Annotated in this window: 19 protein-coding genes; 13 read left to right on the top strand and 6 right to left on the bottom strand. The window is 70.4% G+C overall.

Going from position 1 to position 21,064, the window contains the following annotated elements:
- Positions 1–12: 12 nt before the first annotated feature.
- The gene (locus tag K933_RS12180; RefSeq protein ID WP_023395037.1) at positions 13–534 is read left to right on the top strand and encodes a GNAT family N-acetyltransferase; all 522 of its coding nucleotides are present in this window, start codon (positions 13–15) and stop codon (positions 532–534) included.
- A gap of 215 nt (positions 535–749) precedes the next feature.
- On the opposite strand, the gene K933_RS12185 is transcribed toward K933_RS12180, so the two are convergent.
- The 3 genes from K933_RS12185 to K933_RS12190 all read right to left on the bottom strand — a co-directional run bounded on the left by K933_RS12185 (position 750) and on the right by K933_RS12190 (position 2,444).
- The gene (locus K933_RS12185) at positions 750–1,529 is read right to left on the bottom strand and encodes a cell surface glycoprotein (protein ID WP_023395038.1); all 780 of its coding nucleotides are present in this window, start codon (positions 1,527–1,529) and stop codon (positions 750–752) included.
- A 141-nt stretch (positions 1,530–1,670) separates the two neighbouring features.
- Entirely contained in the window at positions 1,671–1,799 is a 129-nt protein-coding gene (locus K933_RS19255) for a hypothetical protein (RefSeq protein ID WP_268744629.1), read from the bottom strand.
- Between the two features lie 6 nt (positions 1,800–1,805).
- Positions 1,806–2,444 carry a GNAT family N-acetyltransferase gene (locus tag K933_RS12190; RefSeq protein ID WP_023395039.1) on the bottom strand — a complete coding sequence of 213 codons (639 nt, stop codon included), beginning with the start codon at positions 2,442–2,444 and terminating at the stop codon, positions 1,806–1,808.
- A 173-nt stretch (positions 2,445–2,617) separates the two neighbouring features.
- Here K933_RS12190 and K933_RS12195 point away from each other — a divergent pair, with 173 nt between their 5' ends.
- The gene (locus K933_RS12195) at positions 2,618–2,878 is read left to right on the top strand and encodes a glutaredoxin family protein (RefSeq protein WP_023395040.1); all 261 of its coding nucleotides are present in this window, start codon (positions 2,618–2,620) and stop codon (positions 2,876–2,878) included.
- 166 nt (positions 2,879–3,044) lie between these two features.
- Here K933_RS12195 and K933_RS12200 read toward each other — a convergent pair whose 3' ends face one another.
- Complete coding sequence (locus K933_RS12200; protein WP_023395041.1) at positions 3,045–4,028, bottom strand: transcriptional regulator; 984 nt, start codon at positions 4,026–4,028, stop codon at positions 3,045–3,047.
- A 154-nt stretch (positions 4,029–4,182) separates the two neighbouring features.
- On the opposite strand from K933_RS12200, the gene K933_RS12205 reads away from it, so the two are divergent.
- The gene (locus K933_RS12205) at positions 4,183–5,568 is read left to right on the top strand and encodes a tRNA(Ile)(2)-agmatinylcytidine synthase (protein WP_023395042.1); all 1,386 of its coding nucleotides are present in this window, start codon (positions 4,183–4,185) and stop codon (positions 5,566–5,568) included.
- Between the two features lie 9 nt (positions 5,569–5,577).
- Here the strand turns inward: K933_RS12205 and K933_RS12210 are convergent, their stop codons facing one another.
- On the bottom strand, positions 5,578–6,669 hold the full coding sequence (locus K933_RS12210; RefSeq protein ID WP_023395043.1) for a pyridoxal-phosphate dependent enzyme: 1,092 nt from the start codon (positions 6,667–6,669) through the stop codon (positions 5,578–5,580).
- Positions 6,670–6,912: 243 nt separating this feature from the next.
- Positions 6,913–7,872 carry a succinylglutamate desuccinylase/aspartoacylase family protein gene (locus K933_RS12215; protein ID WP_049947842.1) on the bottom strand — a complete coding sequence of 320 codons (960 nt, stop codon included), beginning with the start codon at positions 7,870–7,872 and terminating at the stop codon, positions 6,913–6,915.
- 182 nt (positions 7,873–8,054) lie between these two features.
- On the opposite strand from K933_RS12215, the gene K933_RS12220 reads away from it, so the two are divergent.
- The 10 genes from K933_RS12220 (at position 8,055) to K933_RS19310 (ending at position 21,036) form a co-directional block, all read left to right on the top strand.
- Positions 8,055–9,167, top strand: coding sequence for a M24 family metallopeptidase (locus K933_RS12220; RefSeq protein ID WP_023395045.1), 1,113 nt, complete (start codon positions 8,055–8,057; stop codon positions 9,165–9,167).
- 86 nt (positions 9,168–9,253) lie between these two features.
- Complete coding sequence (locus K933_RS12225; protein WP_023395046.1) at positions 9,254–10,507, top strand: DUF7544 domain-containing protein; 1,254 nt, start codon at positions 9,254–9,256, stop codon at positions 10,505–10,507.
- Between the two features lie 49 nt (positions 10,508–10,556).
- Positions 10,557–12,815 carry an NADP-dependent malic enzyme gene (locus tag K933_RS12230; RefSeq protein WP_023395047.1) on the top strand — a complete coding sequence of 753 codons (2,259 nt, stop codon included), beginning with the start codon at positions 10,557–10,559 and terminating at the stop codon, positions 12,813–12,815.
- Between the two features lie 178 nt (positions 12,816–12,993).
- Complete coding sequence (locus K933_RS12235) at positions 12,994–13,407, top strand: type IV pilin (RefSeq protein WP_023395048.1); 414 nt, start codon at positions 12,994–12,996, stop codon at positions 13,405–13,407.
- Between the two features lie 2 nt (positions 13,408–13,409).
- Complete coding sequence (locus K933_RS12240) at positions 13,410–13,844, top strand: type IV pilin (protein WP_023395049.1); 435 nt, start codon at positions 13,410–13,412, stop codon at positions 13,842–13,844.
- A 158-nt stretch (positions 13,845–14,002) separates the two neighbouring features.
- Positions 14,003–15,664: an ABC transporter substrate-binding protein gene (locus K933_RS12245; protein ID WP_023395050.1), complete on the top strand. Its 1,662-nt coding sequence runs from the start codon at positions 14,003–14,005 to the stop codon at positions 15,662–15,664.
- A 111-nt stretch (positions 15,665–15,775) separates the two neighbouring features.
- A complete protein-coding gene (locus K933_RS12250; RefSeq protein WP_049947843.1) occupies positions 15,776–16,771 on the top strand; it encodes an ABC transporter permease in 996 nt (331 codons plus the stop codon).
- Positions 16,772–17,881, top strand: coding sequence for an ABC transporter permease (locus tag K933_RS12255; protein WP_023395052.1), 1,110 nt, complete (start codon positions 16,772–16,774; stop codon positions 17,879–17,881).
- Between the two features lies 1 nt (position 17,882).
- Positions 17,883–19,172 carry an ABC transporter ATP-binding protein gene (locus tag K933_RS12260; protein ID WP_023395053.1) on the top strand — a complete coding sequence of 430 codons (1,290 nt, stop codon included), beginning with the start codon at positions 17,883–17,885 and terminating at the stop codon, positions 19,170–19,172.
- Complete coding sequence (locus K933_RS19310; RefSeq protein ID WP_023395054.1) at positions 19,165–21,036, top strand: ABC transporter ATP-binding protein; 1,872 nt, start codon at positions 19,165–19,167, stop codon at positions 21,034–21,036. The genes K933_RS12260 and K933_RS19310 overlap by 8 nt, the downstream gene beginning before the upstream one ends.
- Positions 21,037–21,064: the final 28 nt, after the last annotated feature.

Below are 21,064 nucleotides of genomic sequence, written 5' to 3' on the forward strand. Positions count from 1 at the left end.
CCACCCCGGAGTATGACCGACACCGGCGTCGACGTTCGGCCGTTCGAGCCGTTCGACGCGGACGCGCTGTGGGAGCTGAAACGGGGGTTCGAGACGGGGCTGGGTGCCGGAACCGGCGGCGAGGCGAAAGCTGAGGCGTACGAGGCCAAACTTGACCAGGAGTACCGCTCGCGCTGGCTCGCGTGGGTCGACGACTGCGTCTCCGAGGGGACCGACTGCGTCTCCGTGGCGGCGCGCGAGCGCAGGGGGGACGAGACGGGCGACGAACTCGCGGGCTACGTCTTCCTCCTCCCCGAGTCGATGGCGTTCGTCTGGGACGCCGCGGTGTTGAACGAACTGTACGTCGAACCCGACGCGCGCGGGACCGGCGTCGCGGACGACCTGATGGACGCCGCGCTCGCGGCCGCGCGCGAGCAGGACACGCCGCTCGACCGACTCGTGCTCGACGTGGATTCGGACAACCAGCGCGCGAAGGCGTTCTACGAGCGGCACGGCTTCGACGACTGGGGCGAGATGGTCGCCCGCAGGTTGTAGCGGCGTGCGCGCGGAGTCCGGCCGGCGACTCAGCTCACTACAACGGCTGGTCCGCCGAGACATCGCGCACGCGTACTCCTTGGGCAGGTCAGTCAACCAGCCCTTGAGGTTCGGCAGGAGCTTCCGTTCGCAGTACGGCGACGTATCGTCGGTCCGGTTGAGTCCGATCAATCGCGAGCGCTACGGACGAGGTCCCGAAAAGGAAGGCTGAGTCGCTACTCGCTCGTCGAGAGCGACCAGTCGCCGTCGGCCTCGACGTTGAGATACGCGATGTCACCGGGGCGGGCGGTGGTCGTCGCCTCTTCGACGGTGCCGATTTCGTTGAAGATGATGTCGCCGAAGCCGAACGAGTCAAGCGGCACTGACTGGACGATGAAGTTCTGCTCGCCATCGTGCGAGCCCTGAAACTGCGTCGCGCCGCCGAACTCGAAGGGACCGAGATACGTCGGTCCCGACCCGGACGCCTCGACGGGGAGTGGCTGTATCTCGGGATTCGGGGTTTGCTCGAGTGTGATCTCCCACTCTCCATCCGCTTGGACGTCCATCGTGAACGGTCCCGTGGTAGTGACGTTCGCTACCTTCGACCCCTCGACCGAGCCGATGGCGTTCGTGAGGTAGACGTCTTGATAGGACTCGCCCTCCATCGCGATGAGCGTCGTCTGGAAGTTCTGTTCGCCGTCGTGAGTGTACTCGGCGGTCAGCGGCGCATTGACCAACTGGAACTCGTCGGTCGAACTGGTTCCTTCCCCACTGAACGTCTCGGGGCCGAACGCCTCCGTCGAAGGGGTAGGCGTCTGGCTCTCCGTCGCCGCCTCGGTGTCCGTCGCCGTCGGCGAATTGGTCGCCGCGGTCGTCTCGCCAGAGGCGGCTGACGTGTCCGCGGCGTCGCCGTTCGATCCACTGCCGGCCCCGGTGTCGGTCTCCCCCGAACAGCCCGCAAGCCCGGTCGTCAGAAGGGCGCTCCCGGTCAGCGTAATGTAGTCTCGTCTGTCCACGATTCTGAATTATTAGACAAGTGTAATGAAACGGGTGGTTTGCATCGAGTAGGTATGGTCGTATCAGAGTACGTGCGTTGACTATCCCTCAAGAGTGCCCAACTGTTGTGAATGGACGCATGCCGCCCAGTCCTATCCTCTCTAACACTCGCGCATATCGACGTACGCGGGCGAACGCGGCTCGAACCGCGGACGCTCGGTCTCGAACGTCTCGGGGACGGCCGCGTCGAGGCTGGCCGGGTCGGGGTCGTCGGAAGCGGATCCACTCACGGCGCGTCATTCCCCGTCGGGGAGGTCCGCGACGAACCGCACCTCGGGGTCGGGGTCCGAGGCGTCGTACTCCGCCCGCGAGACGGAGAAGCGCACCATGTCCCGCGGGTCGTCGTCGTCGGAGACGACCCAGTTGCGGAGCCGACCCTCCCGGCGGCCGCCCAGTCGGTCGACGTACTTCTCGATGGCGCGCAGGCTCCGGTCGTTGTCCGGGAGCGCGCCGACCGACAGGAGTTCGAGGTCGAGTCGGTCGAACGCGAGGCTCGCGAGCGCGAGCGCCCGTTCGCCCGAGTAGCCCCGCCCCCAGAACGGCTTGCGGAGCCAGACCCCGAGCGTGCCGGTCCGCTTCTCCCAGTCGACGTGGAGGCCGGCGTTGCCGGCGTACTCGCCCGCACCGTCCTCGCCCTCGCGGGGGAAGACGGCGTACGTCGCCGCCTCCCGGTCCTCCCACGACTCGCGGAACCGCTCGGTGACGTCGTGGCTCTCCTTCGGGTGTTCGTGCGGCCGCCACTGGAGGAACCGGGTCTCCTCGCCGACCGTGTCGCTCCGCCGCCGGCCGGCGCCGTCGTACATCGCGAGCGCGTCGACGGCGGCGTCGTGGCGGTCCAGCCGGAGCCGCTCGGTCTCGATGCGTTCGGGGAACACGGCCGAGCGTCGGACCGGCGCACGAAAGCGCTGCCCCGGGTGTGACACGTCGTGGCACGCCAGAGGAAGGCGCGTCCGCCGACCCCCGCCGCCCCCGCGTCGGGTGTCTCTGTGCCCCGACCGCACAGCCGCGACCGGGTTTAAGTACGACCGGGCGCTACTGGCGGGTGAAGATGGCAGACCTCGTCCTCTACGAACTGGCCGGCTGCCCGTACTGTGCGAAAGTCAAGGACAAACTCTCCGAACTCGACTTGGAGTACGAGTCGGTGATGGTCGAAGGCGACAAGAGCCAACGCGACGAAGTCGAGGAGGTCAGCGGTCAGCGCGGCGTCCCCGTCCTCGTCGACGAGGAGCACGGCGTCGACGGCATGGCCGAGAGCGACGACATCGTCGACTACCTCGACGAGACGTACGGCTCGGGCGCGGCGGCGTAAGCCCCGGCCCGCGCGACGCGGACCCGGTTCTCACTTCTCTCGACCCGCGAGCCGCGGCCGTCGGAGTGGGTCGGCACGGAGTCGGGGCCGGCGCCGAGGCTGGTGACCGGAGGAACTGAACTGCAAAACCGCGGCGGGGGAGCGTCGGCGGGTCCGCGCGACGCGCCTACGCCTCCTGCGGCTCCTCCGAGCGGTCGCGGATGAGGTCGCGGATGCGCTCGGGGTCGTCCTCGTCGTCCACCTCGCCGTACGAGACGATGGCGGTGCCGTCGACGGACTCGTCGCGGGGCTTGGAGTCGTCGTCGGTGAAGTACACCGCGCGGGTGCGCGTCACCCGGCCGATGGACGCCATCAGCCGCGCGCGCTTGCGCGCCGTCTCGGTGAACGTCGAGTGACCCGACAGCAGGGTGAACTCGACGGGCGCGCGGTCGGCCTCCTCGCTGACGGCGGTGAACGGCGCGCGCTCGGTCGGGTGGACGACGAACCCGGCGCGTGCGAGCACCGCGTGGACGTGTTCGTCGTCCGGGTCGGCCGCGGGCGCCTCGGGCGTCGGGTCGGCGTCGCGAACCTCGGGCGCACCCTCGAACACGTCGACCGGGCCGGAGAACGGCCGGTCGAACAGGTCCTCGAGTTTCACGGCCACCTCGACGGAGGCGTTCATCCCGTCCTCGTACTTGGCGACGGTGCGCCGGGAGACGCCGAGTTCCTCCGCGAGGCGGCCGAGGCTCCACCCGCGTTCGCTCCGCTCCTCGTGGACGAGCGAGCCGTCGATGTTGACGTACAGCCCTCCGGGCGCGGCGTAGATGAGCGGCGGAACCCCCTCGACCAGCAGGTCGAACAGCGTGTCGGGGTGGATGGCCGGGACGCCGTGTCTGAAGTAGACCACGCCCGGTTTGAGGTCCTCGTCGCGCGTCCGCAGGCCGACGACGAGCGGCGTCGCCGAGAGGTACCGGCCCAGCCGGCGCATCTCCGCGCCGGTCGGTCCGTCGAAGGCGTCGACGTTCCCGAGCACCTTCACCAACAGCAGGTCCTCGCCGCGGCGGGCGGCGAGGTCGAAGCTCTTCGGGCGGACCGCACACCGCTCGCTGACGAGGAACTCCGCGTCCTCCAGCATGGCGGTCACGTTCCCGAGCAACGCCTCCCGTGACATACCATAACGTAAGCGCCCGCAGACGTATATGGGTTCCGCCGGCTTGCAGACTCACCTCGCCGCCGTCACGCCGTTCGATTCCGAACCGGCCGGTAGAACTATACGGGAAACCCGACGCGAAAGCCACATTTCGGCGGGCCGCCTCCGGGCGGGCGTGACGGTCATCGGTCTCGACGACACCGACTCGCGGACGCGGGGGATGTGCAGTACCTACCTCGCGTCGCTGGTCGCGGCGGCCGTCGCCGACGCCGGCGGGGCGGTGACCCGTCGACTGCTCGTCAGGCTCAACCCCGCCGTCGAGCACAAGACCCGGGGGAACGCCGCGCTCGCGCTCCACACGGACCTCGACGCCGCGCGCGCGTTCGACCTCGCGGCGGACCTGATAGCGCGGTACGCGGAGGTCGACGACCCCCGGACCAGCCCCGGGTTGGTCGTCGCCGACTGCGCGCCGGAGGCGGTGCCGCCGGCGGTCGGAGCGTTCGCCCGGACCGCGGTCCGCGGCTTCCACACGCTCGACGACGCGCTGTCGCTCGCGGCCGACGCGGGGTTCGAGACGCGCGGGTGGGGCGCGGAGACCGCCGGGGGCCGCCCGGGTCGGGGACGGATCGGCGCGCTCGCGGCGACGGGCGCGTGGGCGGCGTTCGGCGGCGAGGCGGGCGACTGGACGTACGAGCGGATCAGCTACCGCGAGTTCGACCGGTGCGGCACGCCCCGGGAGGTGGACCTCGACTCGCTGTTCGCGGCCGCCGACGCGGGCTACCCCGCGGCGTGGGACACCGTCGACCGCGCGACGGGCGAGGCGGTCTGCGTCCCGAACGCGCCCGGCCCCATCCTCCACGGGATCCGGGGCGACGACCCCGAGGCGGTGACCGCCGTCGCCGACGCCGTCGCGTCGGAACCCGTCGAGCGGACCGCGCTGTTCGTGACGAACCAGGGGACCGACGCCCACCTCCGCGACGGGGCACTCGGGAGCGTGCGGGCGGGCCGGGCGTACCGCGTGACCGGCGAGGTGGTCGACCCGCCGGAGACGCGCCGCGGCGGACACGTCTTCCTCGCGGTGGGCGACGGCGACGCGCGCCTGGAGTGCGTCGCGTTCGCGCCGACCGGCCGCTTCCGCGACCGGGTGCGCGCGCTCCGGGCCGGCGACCGCGTGACCGTCTGCGGGGAGGTGGGGCGACGGGACGCGAGCGGGAGCGAGGACGGCGACGAGAGTGAGGACGGGGACGCGAGCGACGAACGCGCGGAGCGTGAGGGCGCGACGGGCGCGCTCAAACTGGAGAAGTTCGCGGTCCGCTCGCTGGAGCGCACCGAGCGGGTCGTCCCGTCGTGCCCCGACTGCGGGCGGTCGATGGAGTCGGCGGGCCGGGGGCAGGGCTACCGGTGTCGCGACTGCGGGACGAGCGCCGACGGCAAGGTCGACCGGCCGGTCGAGCGGGACCTCGAACTCGGCTGGTACGAGGTGCCGCCGTCGGCGCGGCGGCACGTCGCCAAGCCGCTGGTGCGCGGCGGGTTCGACGCGCCGACCCACCCCGAGCGCTGAGCGACCGACTCAGGTCTTGAGTCCGCTGCCCGTGAGCGGCACCACCACGTCCGCGTCGGCGCCGAGCACCCCGCGCTCGCGGTACGCGCGGAGCGCGGCGGGTGCGACCGCACAGGTGGGCTCGGTGTAAAAGCCCGCCGCGTGGAGGGCCGCGAGTTCGCGTTCGACGCTCGCGGCGTCGAGCGCGATGGCGTCGCCGCCCGTCTCGGCTATCGCGTCGAGTATCTCCTCGCGGCGGACGGGCTCGGCGATCCGAATCCCGTCGGCGGCGTCGTTGTCGCCCGCGGCCGCCTCCTCGCCGCGGAGTTCCGCGACGACGGGGGCGTACCCGGCGGCCTGCGCGCCGAGCAGCCGCGGGGTCGAGTCGGTCCAGCCCGCCGCCTCCAACGCGGAGAACCCCCGGTAGGCGCCGAGGAAGAGCGTGCCGTGACCGAGCGGGAGCACCACCGCGTCCGGCACGTCCCAGTCGCGTTGGAGCGCGGTCTCGTAGGCGAACGTCGCCGTGCCCGCGAGGAACGCCGGGTTCCACGCGTGGCTGGCGTACCAGCCCTCGCCCGCCTCTACGGCGTCGACGCACGCGTCCGTCGTCGCCTGCCGCGGTCCCTCGATACGGACGGGCGTCGCGCCCGCCCGTCGGATCGCGCGGAGCTTCGACGCCTTCGCGGACGCGGGGACGTATATCTCGGCGTCGATTCCCGCCCGCGCGGCGTACGTCGCTATCGCGGCGCCCGCGTTGCCCGACGAGTCCTCGACCAACGTGTCGACGCCCAGCGCGGCCGCCCGCGAGACGGTCGTGGTCGCGCCGCGGTCCTTGAACGACCCCGTGGGGAAGACGTACTCCAGTTTGAACGACGCGTCCCACCCCTCGGCTCGGACGAGCGGCGTCGTCCCCTCGCCGAGCGTCGCCAGCGGGTCCTCCGGGAGGAACCCGTCGAACGACCACAGCCCCGCCCGGGTGTCGAACGCCGCGGGGTCGGGCGCGGGGCCGTCGGGGAGCGGCGTCTCGGCGTAGTCGAGGGGGTGACCACACTCACAACGCCACCGGTCGGCGTACGTGCGGTCGCAGTCGGGACAGCGGAGCGACGGCGGGCTCTCGTTCATACGCGGGGAGGCGGGTCGGACGGACCAGTAGGTGACGGTTCCGGCGGACGGAGAACGGGAGGGGCGGAGCGACGAGGCCCGTCCGAATGCAGGCCACTGGCAGTTCTACCGCGAGCGAGGGAGTGAACGGAGTGAGCGACCGAGCGAGCGGTTTTTTGATCATGAACGGGTTTTGGCGGGGGTCGACGAGTGAGCGCGCCGGAGGCGCGCGAACGAGGAGGCCCCCGCTAAAAGCGGTTCGTGCTAGAAGGAATCCACGTCCGTCCCGACCGAGCAGACGTACTCGCCGGTCGCGACCTGCGGGAGCCGGCGGGTCCGCCAGAAGATGCCGTCGTTGTCGGCGGTGACGCGGCCCTTCAACTGCCCGAACGGGTCGGTGACGGTGAACAGCGCGTCGCCGGCGCCCACCCGCTCGCCCAACTCGCGTTCGAACGTGACCAGCCCGCCCGCGGGCGAGCCGTACTGGTCGAACCCCGACGCGCGCGTCTGGAGTTCGGTCTCGACGCTGCCGTCGAGGAAGCCGTAGTAGCGGAGCACGCGGAACATCCCCTCGACGCCGAGCGAGACGCTGTCGTCGTCCCAGCCGACGCAGCCGCCGAGTTCGGGGTCGATGGTGGGGATGCCGTTGTCCGGGCCGGCGCGCGCGAGTTGGCCGTCGGGTCCCTTCTGGTCTAAGACGTAGCCGAGCCCGAACGCCTTCGCGAGTTCGAGACACTCGCGGTGGAGCGAGTGGCGCGGACCGCACCGCACCCGGACCTCGTTTATCATCCGGGAGGTCGACCCCTGGTGGAGGTCGACCACGAGGTCGGCGCGCTTGGCGGCGTCGAACGTGGCGGCGGCGACCCGCTCGGAGGAGGTGCCGTTGGCGTCGCCGGGGTACGCCCGGTTCATCTTCGTGTCGTCGATGGGGTTGCGGTGTTGGGCGGCGTGGAACGCGTGGAGGTTGACGACCCCGACGATCAGCAGTTCGCCCGCGACCTCGTCGGGGTCGAGTTGCGGGACGAGTCGGTTGAGCACGCCGAGTCCGTTGAGTTCGTCGCCGTCGCTGACGGCCTGGACGTACAGCGTCTTGCCGTCGGTCGCGCCGTTGAGGACGGCGACCGGGAGTCCGACCGTCGTGCCGTCGCGCATCTCGCCGACCTCCAGCCGACCGGTGTCGAACTCGCCGGGGGCCGCACTCGCGGTCCCGAGCGTCGTCGTCATTATCACGGCGTTAGTGTCGGTCGACTTGAGGGGTTCGGTCCGGATCGGCCGACCCGGCGACCGCCCGCCGACTCGGACCCCGCCGCCGGTCACGCGCCGGCACCCGTCGGTCGTCGTGGCCCCTCGGCTGCCCGTCCCGGGCCGCCCGTGGATTCAAAGCCCGCGCGGGCGAGTCGACGGGTATGGTCACACCCGACATCGGCGTCGACATCGACGACCGCGAGGCACGGCTCGACGACTACCTCGCGGAGACGGGGAACGAGGCGGTCTGGTTCGGCCGGCCCGCGGGGTTCGCGTGGCTGACCGGCGGGTCGAACTGGGTCGACGCGGCCGCCGACGTCGGCGACGCCGCGGTCGGCTACGCGGGCGACGGCGACTGGACGGTCGTCACGAACAACATCGAGGCCGAGCGGATCGCCGCCGAGGAACTCCCGGCGGGGCTGTCGATGTCGGTCGCCGCCGACGACTGGTACGACGCCGGTCTCGCCGAGTCGGTCGCCGCGCGGTCGCCGACGCCCGCGGCCGCCGACTTCGACGTTCCCGGGCTCGGCGGGCTGAACCCGACGCCGCTCCGCCTCCGACTGGCCGACAGCGACGTCGAGCGCTACCGCGCGCTCGGGACCGAGGCGGCGGTCGCCCTGGAGTCGGTGTGTCGGGAGCTCGAACCCGGCGACACCGAACACGAGGTGGCGGCCGCGGTCCGGATCGCCCTCGCCTCCCGGAACATCGACGCGCCGGTCGTCCTCGTCGGCGGGAGCGAACGCGCACAGGAGTACCGTCACCCGACGCCGACCGACGCGCCGCTGGGCGACTACGCGCTCGTCGTCCTGACCGCGCGGCGGGCGGGGCTCCACGCCAGCCTCACCCGGACCGTCGCGTTCGACCCGCCCGGGTGGCTCGCGGAGCGGCACGCCGCCGCCCAGCGGGTCGAGACGCGCGCGCTCGCGGCCACGCGGTCGGTCGCCCGCGAGGGCGGGACGGCGGGCGAGGTGTTCGACGAGATACGCGAGGCGTACGCCGACGAGGGGTACGAGGGCGAGTGGCGCCACCACCACCAGGGCGGCGCGACGGGGTACGCCGGCCGGGAGTGGTTCGCCGAACCCGGCCACGACGGACCCGTGGCGGCCGACGCCGCCTACGCGTGGAACCCGACGGTCCAGGGGGCGAAGAGCGAGGACACCGCGGTCGTCCGCGACGAGGAGGTGGAGGTGCTCACGTCGACCGGCGAGTGGCCGACCGACGAGGTGACGGCGGGCGGGCTGACGCTCGACCGGCCGGCGGTGTACCGGCCGTAGGTCGGGCGCCGCGACCGCCGGCCGTGTACACGCCCGCCGCCCGACGGAGGGCAACTTTCATTGTCCGGTGCGGATTCGACTGGGACATGTCGTGGTACGCGATAGACGCCATCGACGACGCCCTCGACGCGAGTCGGGAGTTCCTCTTCCCGTTCTCGCTCGGGCGGTGGGCGCGGCTCGCGCTCATCACCTTCTTCGTCGGAGGGAGCGGCGTCGGTGGTCAGGTCTCCAACCTCCAGAACGTCGGACAGGTCCCGACCGGGCCGACCGGACCGACCCAGCCCTCCCCCTCCATTCCCACCGACCCCTCGACGGTCACCCCGGAACTCGGGGGGCTCGCACTCGTCGTCGTCGTGGTCGTCCTCCTGTTGGTCCTCGCACTGGCGCTCATCAGCTACACGTTCGAGTTCGTGTTCGTCGACGCCATCGCCGAGGACCGCGTGCGCGTGCTCGGACCGTTCGCGAGCCGGGTGGGCGACGGCCTGCGGCTGTTCGTCTTCGAGTTCGTCGTCGGACTGGTCAGCCTCCTGCCGTTCGCGGTCGCCGGGTTCCTGATACTGTTCGCTGGCGGACCGCCCGGATTCAACGGCTTCGACGCGCTCGTTGGCTTCTTCGGCTCCGTCGGCACCGCCGGCACCGTCGCGGTGGTCGTCCTCGCGGCCGCGTGGCTGGTCGTCACGGGGCTGGTCACCGGGTTCACCCGGACGTTCGTCGTCCCGGTGATGGTGGCGACCGGGTCGGGCGTCCTCGGCGGCTGGCGGCGGCTCTGGCCCCGCCTGCGCGACGAGTGGAAGCAGACGCTGGTGTACCTGGTGATGCACTTCTTCGTCGGCATCGGCGTGGGGCTGGTCGGGCTGCTGCTGTTCCTGTTCGGCGCCGTCGTCGTCGGCATCGTCGCCCTGGTGGTGGGGCTGGCGGCCGCGGCGGTGACCCACGGCGGCAACCCGATGGCCGGCACCGGCGTCGGCCTGCTCGCGGGCGGCGTCGTCTTCGCGCTGCTGTACTTCCTGTTCGTCTTCCTGCCGGTGGGTATCCTCACGACCACCTACGTCCGCACGTACGAACTCGCGTCCCTCGCCGGCTTCGACGACGCCTTCGACCTGCTCGGTCCCTACCGGCCCGACCGGCGCGGTCCCGGCGGCTCCGGTGACGGCGGCGTCGGCGCGACCCGCGACGACGGGGTCGACGGTCCCGGCGGCGGCACCGGCGGGCGGGTCGGCGACCGGTCCGGCGAGGACGACGGGTTCGGCGGGGTCACCCCCGCGGACGACGGGGACGACGGGGGCGACGACCGCCGGGGCGGCGCCGGCGGCGGGCGGACCGGAACCCCGGCCGGGTAGCGGTCTGTCCGCTCGGTAGCTTTTTCCCCGGGCCGGCGGTGCCCCTTCCATGGGCCTGGACGACGACGCGCGGGAGTACCACCGATCCGACCCGCCCGGGAAGATCGAGATATCGACGACGAAGCCGACGAACACCCAACGCGACCTGTCGTTGGCGTACTCGCCGGGCGTGGCGGCGCCGTGTCTCGACATCGACGCCGACTCCGAACGGGCGTACGAGTACACGGCGAAGGGGAACCTCGTCGCGGTCGTCTCGAACGGGTCGGCCGTACTCGGTCTCGGCGACATCGGCGGGCAGGCGTCGAAGCCGGTGATGGAGGGGAAGGGCGTCCTCTTCAAGCGGTTCGCCGACATCGACGTGTTCGACATCGAACTCGACCAGACCGACCCGGACGACATCATCCGGAGCGTCTCGGCGATGGAGCCGACGTTCGGCGGCGTCAACCTCGAGGACATCGCCGCGCCCGAGTGTTTCGAGATCGAGTCCAAACTCCGCGAGGAGATGGACGTCCCCGTCTTCCACGACGACCAACACGGCACGGCGATCATCTCCGGTGCGGCGCTGATCAACGCCGCCGACATCGTCGACAAGGACCTCTCGGAACTGGACATCGTCTTCTCCGGTGCGGGTGCGTCCGCCATCGCGACGGCGCGCTTCTACGTCTCGCTGGGCGCGGAGGCGAGCAACATCGTGATGTGCGACTCCTCGGGCGTCATCACCGCCGAACGCGCCGCGAACGACGACGTCAACGAGTTCAAGAAGGAGTTCGCCAGCGAGACCGCCGAGGGCGGGCTGGCGGACGCGATGGAGGGTGCGGACGTGTTCGTCGGCCTGTCGGTCGGCGGCATCGTCGACCAGGAGATGGTGCGGTCGATGGCCGACGACCCCGTCATCTTCGCGATGGCGAACCCCGACCCCGAGATCGGCTACGAGGAGGCCAAAAACGCCCGCGACGACACGGTGATCATGGCCACGGGCCGGTCGGACTACCCCAACCAGGTGAACAACGTCCTCGGCTTCCCGTTCATCTTCCGGGGCGCACTCGACGTGCGCGCGACCGACATCAACGAGGAGATGAAACGCGCCGCCGCCGAAGCGCTTGCCGACCTCGCCCGACAGGACGTCCCCGACGCCGTCGTCAAAGCGTACGGCGACCAACCGCTCCAGTACGGTCCCGAGTACGTCATCCCGAAACCGCTCGACCCTCGCGTCCTCTTCGAGTTGGCGCCCGCAGTCGCCGAGGCGGCGAGCGAGTCGGGCGTCGCCCGGACCGAACTCGACCCCGACGAGTACACCGAGCGGCTGGAGGCGCGGCTGGGCAAGGGCCGCGAGATGATGCGGGTCGTGCTCAACAAGGCTCGCTCGGAGCCCAAGCGGGTCGTGCTCGCGGAGGGCGCCGACGAGAAGATGATCCGCGCGGCCTACCAGATGCGCGAGCAGGGCATCGCCGACCCCGTCCTCCTGGGTGACCGCGGGGAGATCGAGTCGACCGCGCGGCGACTCGGGCTCGGGTTCGACCCCGAGGTGGTCGACCCCGGCGAGGACGCCGCGGCCGACCGGTACGCCGACCGCCTCCACGACCTGCGCAAGCGCAAGGGGATCACCCGCTCGGAGGCGGCCGACCTGGTCCAGCGGGACTCCAACTACTTCGGGAGCGTGATGGTCGAGGAGGGCGACGCGGACGCGCTGTTGACGGGGCTGACCCACGACTACCCGAAGGCGCTCCGGCCGCCGCTGCAGGTGATCGGCACCGCGGAGGACGCCGACTACGTCGCGGGCGTGTACATGCTCACGTTCAAGAACCGCGTCGTGTTCTGCGCCGACACCACGGTCAACCAGGCGCCCGACGAGGAGGTGCTCGCGGAGATAACCAAACACACCGCCGACCTCGCGCGGCGGTTCAACGTCGAACCGCGCGCCGCGATGCTGTCGTACTCCAACTTCGGCTCCGTCGAGAACGAGGGGACGATGAAGCCGCGGAAGGCGGTCGAACGCCTCCACGACGACCCCGAAGTGGACTTCCCGGTCGACGGGGAGATGCAGGCGGACACCGCCGTCGTCGAGGAGATACTCGAAGACACCTACCCGTTCGCGGAACTCGACGGGCCGGCGAACGTGCTGGTGTTCCCGAACCTGGAGGCGGGGAACATCGGCTACAAACTCCTCCAGCGGCTCGGCGGCGCGGGCGCCATCGGCCCGATGCTCGTCGGGATGGACAAACCGGTCCACGTGATCCAGCGGGGCGACGAGGTGAAGGACATCGTCAACCTCGCCGGGGTCGCGGTCGTCGACGCCCAAGACGAGTAGCCCCGAGCGCACATCCCTCCGGGACGAGTTTTCTACCCCGAGATTCAGTGCTGATAATCTAGCAGGTAGCCTTTTGTTTACCACTCGGGTATCGCCGGACAGAGCCCGACGACGCAGGGCGGTGGGGGGGTCCAGAGCCCGTCGCCGTGCGAGAGTCGCGGGCGCGCAACACCAACACATGAACCTCAAACAACTCGTCACGGACGACCGCGCCGTGAGCCCGGTCATCGGGGTCATCCTGATGGTCGCCATCACCGTGATCCTCGCGGCCGTCATCGGGACGTTCGTGCTCGGACTCGGTAGCGGGCTGAACCAAGCGCCGCAGGTGCAGATGGACTTCGAATACGATAGCCCGGATGGAACGGTTGCTGTTACTCATCAGGGTGGCGCTGAACTGTCGAACAGTACGCTTTCAATATCTGAATCGGACACCAACACCTCACTGAGTTTGGGTACTCAAGATACCTACACCGCTGGTGACACCATCGCGTCCGGTGACTACGACGCGGGCGAGACGATCAGCATCGTCTGGTCGAGCCCCGACGGCAGCAGCTCCCAGATCATCGGTGAATCCACCGCGCCGAGCAACTAACCATGAATATCAAACAACTCTTCGCTGACGACCGCGCGGTCAGCCCGGTCATCGGGGTCATCCTGATGGTCGCTATCACCGTGATCCTCGCGGCTGTCATCGGGACGTTCGTGCTCGGACTCGGTAGCGGACTCAACCAAGCGCCGCAGGTCCAGATGGACTTTCAGTTCACCGAGAACGCGAGCGAGGAGGGTTACAATGTTCAGGTCGTCCACCAAGGTGGACAGGAACTGACTGCCAATTCGATTTCAGCTGCGGCCTCGGAGGGGTCGGACATCTCGATCACTGGGACGAACAGCCCATACACAGCCGGTAGTGTCATTGTTGACAACAGCAACAATAGCGTGGTTCCCAGCGAAACCGTTCAGATTGTCTGGGCCTCACCCGACGGCAGCAGCTCCCAGATCATCGGCGAGTCCACCGCGCCGAGTAACTAATCGCACCCGCGTTCTCACACTTTTCTCGACCGCTACACCGCGTAGCCGCGCGGCCGACCGGACGCCGGAGAACGGACGGCTCGACCCGCCGAGTCCGCGCGTAGACGCCGAGGCTCGTTATCACAGCATATAAGCCACTCAGTCACTTCGTGAGGGGTATGTCGAACGAGGACACCACCAGACGGCGGTTTCTGAGCGCGGCCGGGTCGGCCGCGGCGGCGGCGGCGCTGGCCGGCTGTTCGGGCAACGGCGGCGACGACGCAACCACCGAGGGCGACGCCGACACCACCGCGTCGACGGGGACGGACACCGCCACCGGAACCGAGGCGGCGGAGACGACCGAACTGCCCGAACCCGAGACGCGGGAGGGGTACCTCCAGCGGGCGAACCTCGTGGCCCACGAGCAGGCGCCGTGGATCTTCCTCAACCGCCAGTACTCGGTGTACGGCAAGTCGAACGCCATCGAGTGGGAGGCGCGACGCGACGAGCGGATCGACGCGTACGACATCGCGCCCGCGGGCGACGGCGGCGAGGACGTGCTGATCACGCAGGGGCAACTCGACTCGGGGCTCGACCCCCACGACCACCGCGAGACGACCACCGACAACGTCGTCCTCCAGGCGTACGAGGGCGTCCTCGCGCGCGACGCCGAGGGGTCGGTCATCCCGATGCTGGCGACCGAGTACGAACGCGTCGAGGACGGCGTGGTCGAGTTCGTCGTCCGCGACGACGTGACGTTCCACAACGGCGACCCGCTCACCCCCGAGGACGTCGCCTTCTCGATCAACCGGATCGTCCAGAGCGACGTGGGCGGACTCGAGAGCCCTCAGAGCGACCAGTTGTCCGGCGTCACCGGCGCGGAAGTCGCCGACTCGGAGGCGCGGACGGTCCGGGTCGAATCGGAGAACCTCAACCCGATCGTCTTCGCGCTGTTCGCGAGCTACTGCGACATCATGCAGCAGTCGTGGGTCGAGGAGCACGAGAACGCCTACATCAACCAGCACATGAACGGGACCGGCCCGTTCGTCCTCTCGAACTACGAGCAGGGCGTCTCCGTCGAGTTCGAGCGGAACGAGGAGTACTGGCAGGAGCCCGCGGCCATCTCGACGCTCACCTTCGAGGGCGCCTCCGAGGCGAGCACGCGCGTCAACACGCTGCTCAGCGGCGAGTCGGACATCATCGTCAACGTCCCCCCGCAGGACGTGAGCCGCGTCGACAGCAACGAGTCGACGTCGGTCGCGGCGGTGCCGTCGACGCGGATCATCTACAACGGGCTCCGGACCGACGTCGAGCCGTTCGACTCGGTCGAGTTCCGCCGCGCGATGAACTACGCGGTCAACCTCGATTCGATCGTCGAGAACGTCCTCCAGACGTTCGGCGCCCCGACGGGCCAGCCGACGCTCGAAGGGTTCACCGGCTACAACTCCGACGTCGACCCGTACCCCCACGACCCCGACCGCGCCGAGCAGTTGGTCGAGGAGTCGGGCTACGGCGGCGCGGAGCTGACGCTGCACACGCCGGTCGGCCGCTACCTCAAGGACGTCGAGATCGCCCGCGCGGTCGCGAGCCAGATCGACGAACTCCCCAACGTCTCCGCGAGCGTCGAACAGCGGGAGTTCGCGTCGCTCACCGACGAACTGCTGACGGGCAGCATCGAGGACAAGCCCCACTGGTTCCTCATCGGCTGGGGGAACGCGACGTTCGACGCGAGCCAGACGCTGATCCCGCTGATGACGAGCGAGGGCGTGTTGACCACGTTCCAAAGCGAGCGGTTCGACAGCCTCGTCGAGAACGCCCAGGGCCTCCCGGGCGACAACTGAGCGGGCTGACGGCGCGGTCGGTCACGGCCCGACCGCCGGGCGCGGCGCGCGCCCGTCCGCGGCCCGCGTCTCACACACCAACACTCACCTCACACTCACACTCACATCCACATGGCTTACGGACGGTTCTTACTCAAACGCGGTCTGCAGGGCGTGCTGGTCGTCTGGGGGGTGGTGACCGTCGTGTTCGGACTGCGGTTCATCACGCCCGGCAACCCCGTCAACGCCGTCGCGCCGCTGGACGCCAGCCCGGAGCTGCGACAGCGGATCGCCGAGGAGCTCGGTCTCAACCGCCCGGTGTACGTCCAGTACGCCGACTACATCTGGGAACTGCTCCACGGCGACATGGGCTACTCGTACATCTCGAGTATCGACGCGAGCACGATCGTGTTGAGCAAACTCCCCGCGACGCTCGAACTCGCGGTGGCGTCGACAGTCGTCGCCATCGTGTTGTCGATCCCGCTGGGGGTCGTGAGCGCGACCCGGCGGCACGAGCCCGCCGACTACGCCGCGACGTCGTTCTCGCTGGTCGGCATCTCGACGCCGAACTTCTGGCTGGGGATCATGCTCGTGTTGCTGCTGTCGGTCGAACTCAACCTCTTCCCGACCAGCGGGCGGGCGTTCGGCTTCTACCGGTCGTTCGAACTGCTGTTCGCCGAGGGGGTGGGCGCGTTCTGGGCCGCCATCACGGGCTGGCTGTGGCACATCGCGCTCCCGGCGGTCACGCTGGGGACGTACTTCACGGCGCTCGTCACGCGGCTCACCCGCTCGGGGATGCTCGACGAACTCGGCAAGCAGTACGTCCGCGCGACCCGCGCGAAGGGACTGCCCGAGACGTTGGTGCGCTACCGACACGCGCTCAAGAACACGCTGATCCCGGTGGTGACGGTGCTCGGTCTCCAGATGGGGACGCTGATCGGCGGCGCGGTCATCACCGAGGCGGTGTTCTCGTGGCCCGGGCTCGGCACCACGCTGATCAACGCGATCAACGCCCGCGATTGGCCGATCATCCAGGGGACGCTGATCGTCATCGGCGTCGGGTTCGTGCTGGTGAACGTGCTGGTCGACGCGCTGTACGCGTATCTCGACCCGCAGGTGGTGGAGTAGATGGCGGACTCGACCGGACCCCTCGACCGGCTGTTCGGCGCCGTAGACCGCGTCCGCGGCGCGCTGACGGTTTCGCCGCGGACGGTGCGGAACCTGAAGTCGGAGTACCGCACGAGCGCGCTCTCGAAGGTCGGGGTCGCGCTCATCCTCGTCGTCGTGTTCATGGCGGTGTTCGCGCCGTTCATCGCGCCCCAGAACCCGACGACCCAGAACCTCGACAACGGGCGGCTCCCCCCGCTGGGGTTCACGCAGACGGAACAACAGACGCAGACGCAGATGGTCAACGGAAGCATCCAGACGGTGAACACGACGGAGACGGTCAACGCGACGCTCGCCCACCCGCTCGGGACGAACTCGCTCGGCCAGGACATGCTCGCGCGGGTGATCTACGGCGCCCGCACGTCGCTGCTGGTCGGACTGCTCGGAACCTCGCTCGCGGCGCTGTTGGGCGTGAGCGTCGGACTCACCGCGGGCTACTACCGCGGCCGGGTCGACGACACGCTGATGCGCTTTGCGGACGTGTCGCTCGCGTTCCCCTCGCTGGTGCTCGCGATCGCGCTGATCGGCGTGTGGGGGCGCGCGAGCGTGAGCGTCCCCGACCCGTTCGTGGTCGCGGGGGTGGTCGACCCGGTTCGGAGCGCGCTCGGCCTGCCGACGCCGATGCCCGACACGTTCGTCCTCCCGGGGACGGTGATCGTCGTCGTCGGGCTGGTCAACTGGGTGTGGTTCGCGCGGGTCGCCCGCGGCGAGGCGCTCTCCATCCGCGAAGAGGAGTTCGTGAAGGCCGCGCGCGCTCTCGGCGCGGACGACGCCCGGGTCGTCCTCCGGCACGTCCTCCCGAACGCGACGACGCCGATCCTCGTGCTCGCGACGATCCAGGTGGCGTCGATCATCCTGCTCGAATCCTCGCTGTCGTTCCTCGGCTTCTCGGGGACGACCCTCTCGTGGGGCTTCGACATCGCGCAAGGGCGGGCGTACCTCGCGTCGGCGTGGTGGATCGCCACCGTCCCCGGGCTCGCCATCGTGTTGACCGTCGTCGGCATCAACCTGGTCGGCGACTGGCTCCGCGACGCGCTCGACCCGGGCATCGAGGGCGAGGGGGGGATGTGAGATGAGCCGAGACCCGACCGACGCCGAACCGGCGGGCGCGCCCGCCGGCTCCCCCGACGACGTGCTCCGCGTCCGGAACCTGACGACCCGCTTTTTCACCGAGGAGGGGCAGGTGAACGCGGTCGAGGGCGTCGACTTCGACGTGCGCGACGGCGAGGTGTTCGGCATCGTCGGCGAGTCGGGGTCGGGCAAGTCGGTCACCGCGCTGTCGGTGATCGACCTCGTGGAGTCGCCCGGCCGGATCACCGACGGCGAGGTGTGGTACCGCGAGCCGGATCTGGCGGCGGAGTTCGAAGACGACGTCCCGGCGGCGGTCGACGGCGAGTTCGTCGACGTACGCCGGCTCCCGGAGGGGGTGCGCCGCTCGCTGCGCGGCCCCTCATTCTCGATGATCTTCCAGGACCCGATGTCGTCGCTCAACCCGTCGGTGACGGTGGGCGAACAGATCGCCGAGGCGGTGGAGGTCCAGCGGCGCGCGAGCGCGAACCCCCGGCGCACCCGCTCGCGCACCCAGGGGTACGGGCTGGGTCGACTGCTCGTCGACACGCTCGTCCCCGGCCGGGGGTACACCTCCGAGGCGAGCGAGGCGCGCGCGGTCGAACTGCTCGAACAGGTCGGCATCCCCGACCCCGCCGAACGCGCCGACGAGTACCCCCACCAGTTCTCCGGCGGGATGCTCCAGCGCGCGATGGTGGCGCAGGCGCTCGCGGGCGAACCCGACGTGCTGATCGCCGACGAGCCGACGACGGCGCTCGACGTGACCATCCAGGCGCAGATCCTCAACCTGCTGCGGGACCTACAGGCCGAACAGGACACGTCGGTCGTGATGATCACGCACGACCTGGGCGTGATCGCGCGGATGTGCCAGCGGGTCGGCGTGATGTACGCCGGTCAGGTGGTCGAACGCGGGACGCTCGCCGACGTGTTCGACGACCCCGTCCACCCGTACACCGAGGGGCTGTTGGGTTCGATCCCCGACATGGACGAGCCGGCGTCCCGGCTCGAACCGATCGAGGGGAACGTGCCGTCGCTGTTGGACTCGGAGATGGGTGAGCGGTGTTACTTCGCCGACCGGTGTCCGAAGGCGATGGAGGACTGTCTCCGGCCGATCCCGATGTACGACGCCGAGGGGAGCGACGAACACGAGACCCGGTGCGTGCTCGCCGTCGAGGAGTACGACGAGGCGGCGGCGCTCCCCGACGGCTACTTCGAGTCGGAGCCCGACTCCGCCTCCGAGTCGGGGTCGGCGGACGACCCGGCCGCCGGCGAGGAGGTGTCGACCGGTGACTGAGACCGACCCCGGCGCCGGGAGCGACCTCCGGGGGACGGACGCCCGGGACGGGGACGGCGCAGACGCGAGTGCCCCGCCCGCGGGCGACGACGACGCGCTCGTGGAGGTGCGCGGCCTGCGGAAGTACTACTACGAGGACGACACGCTGATCGACCGACTGTTGCGCCGCGAGCCGACCAGCATCCAGGCGGTCGACGGGGTCGATCTGGACATCGAGCGGGGGGAGACGCTCGGGCTGGTCGGCGAGTCGGGCTGTGGCAAGTCGACGACCGGCGAGACGCTGTTGCGCCTGCGCGACGCGACCGACGGCTCCGTGCGGTTCGACGGCGAGGACGTGCTCTCGATGGGGTCGTCGGAGCTCCGCCGGTTCCGCAAGCGCGCGCAGATCGTCTTCCAGGACCCCTTCTCCAGTCTCGACCCGCGGATGACCGTCGGCGACGTGATCGCCGAGGGGCTGAAGATCCACGACCTGCCCGCCGCCGACCCCGACGTGGCGGTCGAAGCCGACGTGACCGTCGACGGCGACGCCGACGTGGAGGTGACCGTCGACGACGACGTCGACACCGCAGTCGAAAGCGAGGGAGGCGTCGCGCGCGTCCCCGTCCGCGTGGACGCGACCGGCGCGGGTGCGACCGGGTCGGCCGACGGCGGGACGCGCGCGGACGGCGGGCCGACCGTCTCGTTCGGCCGGTACGACGACGTGCTCGCGGCCGAGGTAACCCCTCGCGACGGCGGCTACGACGTGCACGTCTCGGTCGGCGCCTCCAAGCGGACGCTCCGCCGCGAGCGGGCGCGCACGCTGCTCGAACGCGTCGGTCTCTCGGCCGGCCAGATCGACCGCTACCCCCACGAGTTCTCGGGGGGACAGCGACAGCGGGTCGGCATCGCCAGAGCGCTCGCGCTCGACCCCGAGTTCATCGTGCTCGACGAGCCGGTGAGCGCGCTCGACGTGTCGGTGCAAGCGCAGATCCTCAACCTGCTCGACGACCTGCAGTCGGAGTACGGCCTGACGTACCTGTTCATCGCGCACGACCTGAGCGTGGTCCGGCACATCTGCGACCGGGTGGCCGTGATGTACCTCGGCGAGGTGGTCGAGACGGGGACGACCGAGGAACTGTTCGAGTCGCCGAAACACCCCTACACCGAGGCGCTGTTGGAGTCGGTCCCGCGGGCGGACACCTCCGAGCAGGGCCGACGGGTCGAGACGCTGTCGGGCGACGTGCCGTCGCCGCGCGACCCGCCGTCCGGCTGTCGGTTCCGGACCCGCTGTCCGGAGGTCATCCCGCCCGCGGGCGTCGCCGTCGACCAGTCGACGTACCGGTCGGTGATGGACCTCCGCGACCGCCTCCGCCGCGGCGACTTCGGCACGGGCGTCGTCTGGGAGGCGGTCGGCGACCCCGACCGCGAGGACACCGAGGCGTTCAAACGCGAGGTGCGCGCGGAGTTCGGTCTCGACGGGCTGACGGGCGCGAACGGCGACACCGTCGAGGACGCGCTCGAAGTGCTCGCGAACGGCCGCGAACGCGAGGCGGCCGAGCGGCTGACCGAGCGGTTCGAGTCGGTCTGCGAGACCGAGGAGCCGGTGTTGCCCGACGAACCGCACCCGGCGGCGTGTCACCTCTACGACGACGAGCGAGCGGCCGCGGGCGTCGACGACGACGCCGACCCCGTGACCGACCCCGAGTTCGGCGGGGCCGGGATGGCGGCGGGGATGGAGACCCCGGACCCCGAGGCGGCGGGCGGGGAGCTACCCGACGGGGTGTCCGACCCGGAGCACGGGGTCTCGGACGGGGACTCTAGCGATGCGGACGACGCCGACGACCACGACGCGAGTGAGGACGACCGCGACGGGTCGGAACCGTAACCGTAAGGCGGGGACCGCGGGAACCACC

It is taken from the genome of Candidatus Halobonum tyrrellensis G22, from assembly GCF_000495475.1.
In the GTDB taxonomy this organism is placed as follows: domain Archaea; phylum Halobacteriota; class Halobacteria; order Halobacteriales; family Haloferacaceae; genus Halobonum; species Halobonum tyrrellense.

What these genes read in the sequence shown, in the direction of transcription:
- K933_RS12195 (WP_023395040.1), top strand. Translation starts at nt 2,618, where the DNA reads ATGGCAGACCTCGTCCTCTACGAACTGGCCGGCTGCCCGTACTGTGCG.
- K933_RS12235 (WP_023395048.1), top strand. Translation starts at nt 12,994, where the DNA reads ATGAACCTCAAACAACTCGTCACGGACGACCGCGCCGTGAGCCCGGTC.
- K933_RS12200 (WP_023395041.1), bottom strand. Translation starts at nt 4,028, where the DNA reads ATGTCACGGGAGGCGTTGCTCGGGAACGTGACCGCCATGCTGGAGGAC.
- K933_RS12260 (WP_023395053.1), top strand. Translation starts at nt 17,883, where the DNA reads ATGAGCCGAGACCCGACCGACGCCGAACCGGCGGGCGCGCCCGCCGGC.
- K933_RS12225 (WP_023395046.1), top strand. Translation starts at nt 9,254, where the DNA reads ATGTCGTGGTACGCGATAGACGCCATCGACGACGCCCTCGACGCGAGT.
- K933_RS12245 (WP_023395050.1), top strand. Translation starts at nt 14,003, where the DNA reads ATGTCGAACGAGGACACCACCAGACGGCGGTTTCTGAGCGCGGCCGGG.
- K933_RS12230 (WP_023395047.1), top strand. Translation starts at nt 10,557, where the DNA reads ATGGGCCTGGACGACGACGCGCGGGAGTACCACCGATCCGACCCGCCC.
- K933_RS12250 (WP_049947843.1), top strand. Translation starts at nt 15,776, where the DNA reads ATGGCTTACGGACGGTTCTTACTCAAACGCGGTCTGCAGGGCGTGCTG.
- K933_RS12215 (WP_049947842.1), bottom strand. Translation starts at nt 7,872, where the DNA reads ATGACGACGACGCTCGGGACCGCGAGTGCGGCCCCCGGCGAGTTCGAC.
- K933_RS12240 (WP_023395049.1), top strand. Translation starts at nt 13,410, where the DNA reads ATGAATATCAAACAACTCTTCGCTGACGACCGCGCGGTCAGCCCGGTC.
- K933_RS12210 (WP_023395043.1), bottom strand. Translation starts at nt 6,669, where the DNA reads ATGAACGAGAGCCCGCCGTCGCTCCGCTGTCCCGACTGCGACCGCACG.
- K933_RS12255 (WP_023395052.1), top strand. Translation starts at nt 16,772, where the DNA reads ATGGCGGACTCGACCGGACCCCTCGACCGGCTGTTCGGCGCCGTAGAC.
- K933_RS12220 (WP_023395045.1), top strand. Translation starts at nt 8,055, where the DNA reads ATGGTCACACCCGACATCGGCGTCGACATCGACGACCGCGAGGCACGG.
- K933_RS12180 (WP_023395037.1), top strand. Translation starts at nt 13, where the DNA reads ATGACCGACACCGGCGTCGACGTTCGGCCGTTCGAGCCGTTCGACGCG.